We start from the raw sequence: 10787 nt of genomic DNA, 5'->3' as shown, positions 1-10787 counted from the left end.
GTCTCCTTTGCCTAGAAGTTGGAAATCCCGTTTTAGCTAAACGGGGGTGACTCGGGTAGTCCTACATAGCATCTAGGCCGCAGCCTTCGCCAACCGCGCGTCGGCCAGCGTCTGTTCGCGCAGGCGCTCGTATTCCGGCTTGGGCACCGGCACCGCATCGGGATTGCCGAGGTCGTTCATGTGGATGCGGTAGGTCTCGCGGGCGCTCAGCGCGGCGAGTGCAGAGATGACCGTGATGCCGAAGGCCAGCGAGCCCACGATCAGCGGGATGTTGGCCGCGCCCGGAGGCGCCACGGTGGCGAACAGCGCCGGCAGCATCGCGGTGGCGGCGGTGCCGATGTTCTGCGAGATCGCCATCGCCGAGACGCGGGTGCGGGTCGGGAACAGCTCGGGGTAGAAGCTCGGGAACACCGCGTTGTAGCCCTGGTAGACCACGCCCCACATCAGGAGCGACATGCAGATCGCCAACGGCACGTTCTTGATGCTGATCGCATAGAGATAGCCGAAGGCCAGCAGGCCCGAGGCCAGCGCGCCGAAGACGATGGGCGGCTTGCGGCCGATGCGGTCCGAGAGGTTGCCGACGTAGGGAATGACCAGCACCGCGAGAATGTTGCCGAGCACCGGGATCCACAGGTAGATGTCCTTCGCGAAGCCGATGCCGTAGGCGGACTGCACCGCATAGGCGGCGCCGAAGATGGTGGCGACCACCGGGATCACGTTCATCAGCGCCATCAGCACGACGCGCAGCATGTCCTTCCAGCTGTACTTGAAGGCGTCCACGATCGGCGAGCGCGGACGCTCGTTGCGCTGGCCTTCCTCGGCGAAGGCAGGCGTCTCGTCGACCTCGCGCCGGATGATGTAGCCGGCGGCGATGACGATGAAGCTCAAGAGGAAGGGAATGCGCCAACCCCAGCTGTTGAAGGCTTCCTCCGGCATGTAGTGCGCGAGCGGCAGGAACACCGCGGCGGCCAGGATCTGGCCGGCCTGCACGCCCTGCAGCGTGAAGCTGGCGAAGAAGCCGCGCCGCCCGAAGGGCGCGTGCTCCAGGATCATCGAGCTGGCGCCCGAGATCTCGCCGGCGACCGCGAAGCCCTGGACCAGGCGGCAGATCACGAGCAGCACCGGCGCCAAGAGGCCGACTTGGTCGTAGGTGGGCAAGAGGCCGACGGCGATGGTCGAGAAGCCCATCAGGAACATGCACAGGACCAGCACCTGCTTGCGGCCGTGGGTGTCGCCCCAGTGGCCGAGGAAGAAGGCGCCTATCGGTCGCGCCACGTAGCCGACGCCGTAGGTCGCGAGCGAGGCGACGATGGCGATATTCGGATCGCCCTTGGGAAAGAAGATCTGCGGAAAGATCAGCGCTGCTGCGGTGGCGTAGATGAAGAAGTCGTAGTACTCGAGGGCCGAGCCGATCCAGCCGCTGGCGGCGGCTTTCTTCGACTGGTGCCGGCCTTGCGGCTCGTGCGCCTGGGGTTTGCTCATGGGTGTCTCCATTGGGAAGGGGCGAGGCGACTGTAGGTGCGCCTCCGGAGCCGCGGCAATGCAACGGAACAGGGTGGCGATCGATCATCGATCAAGCTCGTGCGACTTTCGCGCGGAATGGGGGTTTGTCCCCAGGTGCCCGAGGTGGGCTGCCCCGACCGATACGGTCTTGCTTGCTTCCCCCTGCCCCACGGTGCGCAACCGGCCCGAACACATACTTTCTTGCATTTTTCCGGGTTAACCCCTGGCTGGTCTGCCGGTGCTTGCTTCTACTATTTATTCAACTTGAATTAATTAATTGAGTCCCTTCCTGGGGATCAGGAGACAGCCCAAGTGACGACAGCCGGTCCCGGTCGGGGCACCAATTCGGTCAACCTGCGCCTCTACAACGAGCGCAGCCTGCTGCAGCGGCTGCGCCGGGCCGGCGAGGCGTCGAAGGCCGACCTGGCGCGCTGGGCTCAGCTCACCAACACGGCCGTCGGCAGCATCGTGCAGTCGCTCGAGGAGTCGCGGCTGATCGAGCCCGCGGGCCGCCGGCAGGAAGGCCAGCGCGGCCAGCCCGCCGGGCTCTACCGCATCAATCCCGAAGGCGCCTACGGCATCGGCGTGCGGCTGGACCGCACCAGCATCGAGACCGTGATGATCGACCTCGGCGGCAAGATCCTGGCCCGCGCGGCGCACGACCTGCTGCTGCCCCACCCCGACCGCGCGCTGGCGCTGGTGCAGAAAGACGTGAGCCGCATGACGGCCACGCTCGACGCGGCGCAGCACCGCCGGCTCATGGGTGTCGGCCTGGCGCAGCCCTACAACCTCGGCAGCTGGCTGCGCGAACTCGACCTGAAGGCGGACTTCCGCATCTGGGACGAGGTCGACTTCGGCGCGATGCTGGCGCGGGCCGTGGACCAGCCCGTGTTCAAGGAAAACGACGGCAACGCGGCCGCGATCGCCGAGCTGTTCTTCGGCATCGGCCGCGAGGAGAACGACTTCCTCTACATCTTCATCGGCGCGGCGCTGGGCGCGGGCGCGGTAATCGGCGGCGAAAGCCTGCGCGGGCCGACCGGCAACGCGGCCGACCTCGGCCTGATGCCGGTGCCGCCCAGCCGCCTGGCCTCGGCCCCGGTGTCGGACCGGCGCTGGGACATCCTGCTCTCGCGCGCCTCGCTCAACGCGCTGGCGCGCCACCTGCGCCACCACGGCATCGCGGTGCGCGGCCACGCCGACCTGGAGGCCTGCGTCAAGTCCGGCCGGCCCGAGGTGCGCGAATGGATCGACGACTGCATCGATGCGCTGGTGCCTTCGACGCGCGCATCGCTGGCCGTGCTCGATTTGCCGGTGGTGGTGATCGACTGCGACATCGACAGCGGCCTGATCGGCGAGCTCATGAAGCGCCTCGACGAAGGCCTGCGCGCGATCGCGCCGGAGGCGCGCCAGACCCCGCGAATCCTGCGCGGCAGCTTTCGCGCCGACGCCGGCGCGATCGGCGCGGCCAGCCTGCCGATGTTCTTCAACTTCTCGCCGCGCGCAGATGTGCTGCGCGGCCGTTCACGCCCCCGCCACCCGGAGACAGCGAATGCATGAAGACCCCACCGCGCTGCTGGAGCTGCGCAAGATTTCCAAGACCTTCCCCGGCGTCAAGGCGCTGCAGGACGTGCGGCTGCGCGCCAGCGCCGGCCACGTGCATGCGCTGATGGGCGAGAACGGCGCCGGCAAGTCGACGCTGATGAAAGTGCTGTCGGGCGCCTACATGCCCGACCCCGGCGCCGAGATCCTGATCGACGGCAAGCAGGTCCATATCGACGGCCCGCTGGCAGCCAAGCAGCTCGGTGTCTCGGTGATCTACCAGGAACTGAGCCTCGCGGCCAACCTCAGCGTGGCCGAGAACATCTACATGGGCCGCGCGCTGCGCCGCGGCGGCCTGGTCGACCGCGCCGGCATGGCCGCAGCCTGCGAGGGCACGCTGCAGCGCCTGGGCGCCGACTTCGGCCCGGCGACGCGCGTCGCGATGCTCTCGATCGCGCAGCGCCAGTTGGTGGAGATTGCGCGCGCGGTGCACTTCGACTGCCGCATCCTGGTGATGGACGAGCCGACCACGCCGCTGTCGACGCACGAGACCGACCGCCTGTTCGCGCTGATCAAGCGCCTGCGCGACGAGGGCCTGGCGATCCTCTACATCAGCCACCGCATGGACGAGATCGACGAGCTCGCCGACGAGGTCACCGTGCTGCGCGACGGCAGCTATGTCGGCACGCTCACGCGCGCCGAGCTCTCGCGCGAGAAGCTGGTGAAGATGATGGTGGGCCGCGATCTCTCGGGCTTCTATCGCAAGGAGCACCACGGCCAGCACACCGGCGAGCGCGCGCTCTCGGTGCGCGGCCTCAGCGACGGCCGGCGGGTGCACGACTGCAGCTTCGAGCTGCATGCCGGAGAAGTGCTCGGCCTGGCCGGTCTGGTCGGCGCCGGCCGCACCGAGCTGGCGCGCCTGATCTTCGGCGCCGATCCGAGCACCGGCGGCGAGATCTCCTTGAATGGCAGCGGCGCGCTGCTGAAGATCGCCAAGCCGATCGACGCGATCCGCTCGGGCATCCTCTACCTCACGGAGGACCGCAAGGGCCAGGGCCTGTTTCTCGACCAATCGGTGCGCGACAACATCAACGTGATGGTGTGCCCGCGCGACGCGAACGCCGGCGGCGTGATGGACGGCAAGCGCGCCGCGCAGCGCGCGCGCGACGCGATCGCGCAGCTCTCGATCCGCGTGCCCTCGGCGCGGGTCAACGTCGGCTCGCTGTCCGGCGGCAACCAGCAGAAGGTGCTGCTGGCCCGGCTGCTCGAACTGGCGCCCAAGGTGCTGATCCTCGACGAACCGACGCGGGGGGTCGATATCGGCGCCAAGAGCGAGATCTACCGCCTGATCGACGAGCTGGCGCGGCGCGGCGTCGCGGTGCTGGTGATCTCGAGCGAACTGGCCGAGGTGGTGGGCATCTGCGACCGCGTGATCGTGATGCGCGAAGGCCATCTCGTCGGCGAGGTGGGCGGCGCGAGCGCCCTGCCCATCACCCAGGAAAACATCGTCGCGCTGGCCACCGGCGCGGCCGCCATCCACGCGCCCGTGCTGCACTGAGCCGGACGACGCAACAGGAGACCTCCCCATGACCAAGCAGATTTCCCCCGCCATCCCGGCACCGGACAACTCCGCCCTGCCCCCCGCGCTGCGCGGCGCCTCCGGCAAGGAGATCATGCGTGCCCTCGGCATGCTGCCGGTGCTGGTGCTGCTGTGCATCGGCTTCAGCTTCGCGAGCGACAACTTCTTCAGCCTGCAGAACCTGTCGATCATGACGCAGCAGGCCTCGATCAACATCGTGCTGGCCGCCGGCATGACCTTCGTGATCCTCACCGGCGGCATCGACCTGTCGGTGGGCTCGATCCTCGCGGCTTCGGCGGTGGTCGCGATGCTGGTGTCGAACGTGCCGGAGTTCGGCATGCTCGGCATCGCCGCCGGCCTGGCCTGCGGGCTGCTGTTCGGACTGATCAACGGCGTGCTGATCGCCTTCGTCAAGCTGCCGCCCTTCATCGTGACGCTGGGCTCGCTGACTGCGGTGCGCGGCATCGCGCGGCTGCTCGGCAACGACACCACCGTGTTCAACCCGCAGCTGCCCTTCGCCTTCATCGGCAACGGCGAGGTGCTGGGCGTGCCCTGGCTGGTGATCATCGCCTTCGCGGTGGTGGCGCTGTCGTGGTTCATCCTGCGCCGCACCGTGCTGGGCCTGAACATCTACTCGGTGGGCGGCAACCCGGAAGCCGCGCGCCTGGCCGGCATCAAGGTCTGGGCGGTGCTGCTGTTCGTCTACTGCACCTCCGGGCTGCTCTCGGGCCTGGGCGGGGTCATGGCCTCGGCGCGGCTCTACGCGGCCAACGGCCTGCAGCTCGGCGCCTCCTACGAACTCGACGCCATCGCGGCGGTGATTCTCGGCGGCACCAGCTTCGTCGGCGGCACCGGCTCGATCCTCGGCACGCTGATCGGCGCGCTCATCATCGCGGTGCTGACCAACGGCCTGATCCTGATGGGTGTCTCGGACATCTGGCAGTACATCGTCAAGGGCCTGGTGATCATCGGCGCCGTCGCGCTCGATCGCTATCGCCGCAAAGACTCGGCACGCACCTGAACCCGCTTCATTTTCCCAACCACGACCAGGAGACTCTCCCATGCGCAAGTCATTGTTCGCACTCGCCGTGATCGCCGCGGCCCTCGCCGCCCCGGCGGCGCAGGCCCAGCAGAAGCAGATCAAGAGCGTCGGCATCACGCTCGGCTCGCTCGGCAATCCCTTCTTCGTCTCGCTCGCCAAGGGCGCCGAAGCCAAGGTCAAGCAATACAGTCCGAATGCCAAGGTCAATGCGCTGTCGGCCGACTACGACCTCAACAAGCAGTTCTCGCAGATCGACGGCTTCATCGCCTCGGGCACGGACATGATTCTGGTCAACGCGGTCGACGCCAAGGCCATCGAGCCCGCGCTGCAGAAGGCCAAGAAGGCCGGCATCGTGGTGGTGGGCGTGGACGTGGCGGCCAACGGCGCCGACGCCACCGTGCAGACCAACAACGTGCAGGCCGGCGAGCTCGCCTGCCAGTACATCGTGGAGAAGCTCGGCGGCAAGGGCAACGTGATCATCCAGAACGGCCCGCAGGTGTCGGCCGTGATCGACCGCGTCAACGGCTGCAAGACGGTGCTCAAGAAGAGCCCCGACATCAAGATCCTGTCGGACGACCAGGACGCCAAGGGCTCGCGCGAAGGCGGCCTCAACGTGATGCAGAACCACTTGACGCGCTTCCCGAAGATCGACGCCGTGTTCGCCATCAACGACCCACAGGCCATCGGTGCCGATCTCGCTGCCAAGCAGCTCAACCGCAAGAACATCGTCATCACCTCGGTCGACGGCGCGCCCGACATCGAGACGGCGCTCAAGAGCGACACGCAAGTGCAGGCCTCGGCCAGCCAGGACCCGTACATGATTGCGCAGAAGGCAGTCGAGATCGGGCACGACATCATGAACGGCAAGAAGCCCGCCCAGCCGATGACGCTGCTGCCCTCGACCTTGATCACCCGCGCAAATGTCAAGGACTACAAAGGCTGGCAGGCCCCGCGCTGAATGTGGCCCCCGAGCTCCGTCACTTCGTGTACTCGCTACCCGCCAGGGGGCCGCAGTCCGCCTTGGGGCGGCCCGGCGGCGGACTGGTTTCGGTTTCAACCGTTTGAAGCTCTTCGAAGGATAGGTATGTTCGTGGTCTGCGGCGAAGCCCTGATGGATGTCTACACGGGCGAATGGACGGCCACCGGCATGACGCTCGATGCGCGCATCGGCGGCTCGCCGCTCAACGTGGCGCAGGGCCTGGCGCGGCTGGAACGGCCGGTCGCCTTCCTGGCCGCCTTGTCGACCGATGCCTGCGGCGAGCGCCTGCTGGCCTCGCTGCGCGCCGAAGGCGTCGACACCTCGCTGGTGCTGCGCAGCGACGCGCCGAGCACGCTCAGCGTGATCAGCGTCGACGCTGCAGGCGTGCCGCGCTATGCCTTCCACGGCACGGGCGCGGCGGACCGGCAGATCACGCACGACACGCTGCCGGCGCTGCCTGCAGCGGCGCGCGTGCTGCAGTTCGGCTCCTACGCGCTCGCGGTGGAACCGGTCGGAAGCGCGCTGCGCGCCCTGGCGGCACGCGAGCGCGAGCGGCGCCTGATCGCCTACGACCCCAATGTGCGGCTCAACGTCGAGCCCGACCTCGCGCACTGGCGCGCGGTGGTCGAGCAGATGGTGTCGATCGCGCACCTGGTCAAGGTCAGCGACGAAGACCTGGGCCTGCTCTATCCGGCCGAAACGCCGCAGCAGATGGCGGCGCGCTGGCTCGAGCGCGGCGCGAGCCTGGTCGCAGTGACGCGCGGCCGCCATGGGGCGAGCGCATGGACCCGGGCGGCGCAGGCCGAGGTGCCCTCGCCGGAGACCGAGGTGGTGGACACGGTCGGCGCGGGCGACACCTTCCAGGCCGCGCTCCTGACCTGGCTGGACGAGCACGATGCACTCACGCCCGAGGCGCTGTCGGCGCTCGACCGCGCATCGCTCGCCGATCTGCTGGGCTTCGCCGCCCGGGCTGCGGCGATCACCTGTTCGCGGCGCGGTGCCGACATGCCGCGCCGAGACAAGCTGAACTGAGGCTTTCAGGAGGCATCGAATCCTTCGATGAACGGCTCGATGGCGAGGATGCGGAACTTGGCTGCCCCCGACAACACCAGGAGATCGCGATCGCCCGTCACCAGCGTTGCCTTGCCGGCCGCCGCGAGTTGCAGGAAGGGCGCGTCGAAGGGGTCGCGGCACACCGGCACGGCCGGTGGCGGATCCAGCAGCGTCACGACCTGCGCAAAGGGAAGATAGTCGGCCAGCAGCTCTTCGCGATCCTGCGGCGAGAGCCGGAACTTCGGGTAGCCCAGCACGCGCACCAGTTCCCCTGCGGTTGCGGTACTGACGAGCGGCGTGCAGGCGCCTTGCTGCCACAGCTCGCGCAGCCGCCGTGTCGCCGGTCCGCCGAACAGCAAGGCCGAAAGAACCACGTTGGTGTCGAACACCACCCGCCGGGCAGCCACGCGCTCAGGCCTGGCGCTTGGTCTTGGCGGGGGCGCTGCCGGCCGAGCGCGCACGCTTGACGCGATAGGCAGGCGGCGGCTCGGCAGCCATCAGCGCAGCCGGTTCGGCCCCCTGCCGTGCCCAATCGACGGCATCGCGAACATCCGCATCGGTCAGGCCCAGCGCCGCGAGCTTGGCGCGCACCGCATCGCCACGCTGGATCCGCACGGGCGTCAGCACGATCTGGCCGTCGCGCACCTCGACGTCGAAGTACTCCGTGGCGCCGACCTGGTCCGTCACGCTGCGCGGCAGCGTGAGCTGGTTCTTGGAGGTCATCTTGGCAAGCATGGAATATTCCTGACGTAAGGAATCCTTACTTTAGCCATCCCTCGCCGGAGGGTCAACCGCCAGCTTCCAAGCTCTGCGCCCGCCACGCGCAAACGCTGCCCACCACCGCGAGCAGCGTCGCGACGCCGAACATCGCGACATAGCCGAATTGCTGCGCGATCGCGCCGCCGGCCAGCACGCCGAGCACGCCACCGAAGCCGTAGCCGATCACGGTGAAGAGCGCCTGCCCGCGTCCGCGCAGCCGCCCCGGGAAGTGGCGCGACACCATCGCGATGCAGGCCGTGTGGTGCGCGGCGAACGAGAGCGCGTGCAGGGCCTGCGCCGCCGCCAGCGCCCAGACCCAGGGGCCGCATCCCGCGGTGATGCCCATGCGCAGCACCGCGGCGACGCCGCAGATCAGGAGCCAGCGCGGCATTGCGAACAAGGCCAGCAGCCGGCCCTGCAGGTAGAACCATGCGATCTCGGCCACCACCGACAGCGCCCACAGCAAGCCGATGGTCCCCTTGCCGTAGCCGAGCGAATCGAGGTACAGCGAGAGAAAGCCGTAGACCGCGAAGTGCGCCATCACGTGGAAGAACAGCGAGATGAAGAACCAGCGCACCGCCGGAATGCGCAGCACCGGCCCGACCGGTTCCTGCGCCTCCGCGTGGGCCACAGCCGGCTCCCGGACGTCGGGCAGGCGCAGCGTTGCGATCAGCACGATGGCGAGCGTGCCGCCCGCCCAGGCGGGGAAGTGCCCCATGCCGAAATGCTCGAACCATTCGCCGGCGAAGAAGACTGTGACCAGGAAGCCCGCCGAGCCCCAGAGCCGGATGCGGCCGTAGCGCCCCCAATCGCCGGCCACCAGGTGCGCCATGGCCGCTTCGGTGAGCGACATCATCGAACTGGTGTGCGTGAACATCACCAGCAGCACCAGGCCCAGCCACCAGGCGCCGCCGTGCCACCACAGCCCGAACGAGGACACCAGCGCCACCGCCGCGCTGATGCGCAGCAGCAGCACGCGATGCCCCGTGTGGTCGCTCAGGGCGCCCCATGCATAGGGCGCGAAGACCCGGGTGATCGACTGCACCGAGGTCAAGAGACTGATGGTGAAGATCGGCAGCCCCAGATCCTTCAGCCACAGCGGCAGGTAGGGATTGAAGAAGCCGATGTGCGCGAAGTAGCTGGCCGAGAGCGCTGCGAAAGCCAGCAGGTGGCCGCGGCCGCCCGAAGTCGGCCCCGGCGTCGCCACTAGAGGAAGGACGCCTGCGGCGACGACGCGTCCGCAGCTTGCCCTTGTTCCTGCTCTCCCTGCACGTCGCCGCATTGCGCGCGGTTGCGCAGCGCATGCTCCATCACGACCAGCGCCAGCATCGCCTCGGCGATCGGCGTCGCGCGGATGCCGACGCAGGGGTCGTGCCGGCCCTTGGTGACGACCTCGACCGGCTGGTTGTTGACATCGACCGAGCGGCGCGGGCTGATGATCGAGCTGGTCGGCTTGATCGCGATGCTGACCTCGAGGTCCTGCCCCGTCGTGATGCCGCCGAGCGTGCCGCCCGCGTTGTTGCTCTCGAAGCCCTCGGGCATGATCGAGTCGCCGTGCACGGTGCCGCGCTGCGTGACGCTTGCGAAGCCGGCGCCGATTTCCACGCCCTTGACGGCGTTGATGCCCATCATGGCCCAGGCGATGTCGGCGTCCATCTTGTCGAACAGCGGCTCGCCGAGGCCCACCGGCACCTTCGATGCCGTCACGCGTATGCGCGCGCCGCAGGAGTCGCCTGCCTTGCGCAAGGCGTCCATGTAGGCCTCGAGCTTGGAGACGTCGGCGATGGGCGCGAAGAAGGGGTTGTTCGGCACATGCTCCCAGCCCTCGAAGGGAATCGCGATGTCGCCGATCTGCGCCATGCAGCCGCGAAACACGGTGCCGTACTTTTCGAAGAGCCACTTCTTGGCCACCGCGCCGGCCGCGACCATCGGCGCCGTGAGCCGTGCCGAGGAGCGGCCGCCGCCGCGCGGATCGCGGATGCCGTATTTCTTCCAGTAGGCGAAGTCGGCATGGCCGGGGCGGAACTGCTGCGCGATCTGGCCGTAATCCTTGCTGCGCTGGTCGGTGTTCTGGATCAGCAGCGCGATCGGCGTGCCGGTGGTCTTGCCCTCGTACACGCCGGAGAGGATCTGCACCGCATCGGGTTCGTTGCGCTGGGTCACGTGGCGGCTGGTGCCGGGACGGCGGCGGTCGAGGTCGCCCTGGATATCGGCCTCGCTGAGCGCCATGCCGGGCGGGCAGCCGTCGATGACGCACCCGATCGCGGGACCGTGGGACTCGCCGAAGTTGGTGACCGCGAAAAGGGTGCCGAAGGTATTGCCGCTCATGCGGC

10 protein-coding genes are annotated in these 10787 nt (G+C 68.4%); 5 read left to right on the top strand and 5 right to left on the bottom strand.

The window, feature by feature from the left end; all coding sequences use genetic code 11:
- Positions 1-72 precede the first annotated feature (72 nt).
- Positions 73-1482 carry an MFS transporter gene (locus AC3A6B_RS29560; RefSeq protein WP_487840195.1) on the bottom strand — a complete coding sequence of 470 codons (1410 nt, stop codon included), beginning with the start codon at positions 1480-1482 and terminating at the stop codon, positions 73-75.
- Positions 1483-1815: 333 nt separating this feature from the next.
- Between AC3A6B_RS29560 and AC3A6B_RS29555 the strand changes: the two genes are divergently transcribed.
- The 5 genes from AC3A6B_RS29555 (at position 1816) to AC3A6B_RS29535 (ending at position 7674) form a co-directional block, all read left to right on the top strand.
- Positions 1816-3060: an ROK family protein gene (locus tag AC3A6B_RS29555; protein WP_487840194.1), complete on the top strand. Its 1245-nt coding sequence runs from the start codon at positions 1816-1818 to the stop codon at positions 3058-3060.
- Positions 3053-4600 carry a sugar ABC transporter ATP-binding protein gene (locus AC3A6B_RS29550; protein ID WP_487840193.1) on the top strand — a complete coding sequence of 516 codons (1548 nt, stop codon included), beginning with the start codon at positions 3053-3055 and terminating at the stop codon, positions 4598-4600. The genes AC3A6B_RS29555 and AC3A6B_RS29550 overlap by 8 nt, the downstream gene beginning before the upstream one ends.
- A gap of 28 nt (positions 4601-4628) precedes the next feature.
- Positions 4629-5642, top strand: a complete 1014-nt coding sequence (locus tag AC3A6B_RS29545) for an ABC transporter permease subunit (protein WP_487840192.1) — start codon at positions 4629-4631, stop codon at positions 5640-5642.
- A gap of 40 nt (positions 5643-5682) precedes the next feature.
- A complete protein-coding gene (locus tag AC3A6B_RS29540) occupies positions 5683-6621 on the top strand; it encodes an ABC transporter substrate-binding protein (protein WP_487840191.1) in 939 nt (312 codons plus the stop codon).
- Between the two features lie 126 nt (positions 6622-6747).
- Positions 6748-7674 (top strand): carbohydrate kinase family protein, encoded by a 927-nt coding sequence (locus tag AC3A6B_RS29535; protein ID WP_487840190.1) that lies wholly within the window; start codon positions 6748-6750, stop codon positions 7672-7674.
- Between the two features lie 5 nt (positions 7675-7679).
- Here AC3A6B_RS29535 and AC3A6B_RS29530 read toward each other — a convergent pair whose 3' ends face one another.
- Genes AC3A6B_RS29530 through aroC form a run of 4 tightly spaced genes read right to left on the bottom strand, consistent with a single transcriptional unit; the run spans position 7680 to position 10782 of the window.
- Positions 7680-8102, bottom strand: coding sequence for a putative toxin-antitoxin system toxin component, PIN family (locus tag AC3A6B_RS29530; protein ID WP_487840189.1), 423 nt, complete (start codon positions 8100-8102; stop codon positions 7680-7682).
- A 4-nt stretch (positions 8103-8106) separates the two neighbouring features.
- Positions 8107-8430, bottom strand: coding sequence for an AbrB/MazE/SpoVT family DNA-binding domain-containing protein (locus AC3A6B_RS29525; RefSeq protein WP_487840188.1), 324 nt, complete (start codon positions 8428-8430; stop codon positions 8107-8109).
- Between the two features lie 52 nt (positions 8431-8482).
- A complete protein-coding gene (locus AC3A6B_RS29520; RefSeq protein WP_487840187.1) occupies positions 8483-9661 on the bottom strand; it encodes an MFS transporter in 1179 nt (392 codons plus the stop codon).
- Positions 9661-10782 carry a chorismate synthase gene (gene aroC / locus AC3A6B_RS29515; protein ID WP_487840186.1) on the bottom strand — a complete coding sequence of 374 codons (1122 nt, stop codon included), beginning with the start codon at positions 10780-10782 and terminating at the stop codon, positions 9661-9663. Before aroC ends, AC3A6B_RS29520 begins: the two co-directional genes overlap by 1 nt.
- Between the last annotated feature and the right edge of the window lie 5 nt (positions 10783-10787).

Source organism: Variovorax sp. Soil_C_33 (assembly GCF_057656935.1).
The sequence above is the reverse complement of the archived record's forward strand: the minus strand, read 5'-3'. Positions and strand labels throughout refer to the sequence as shown.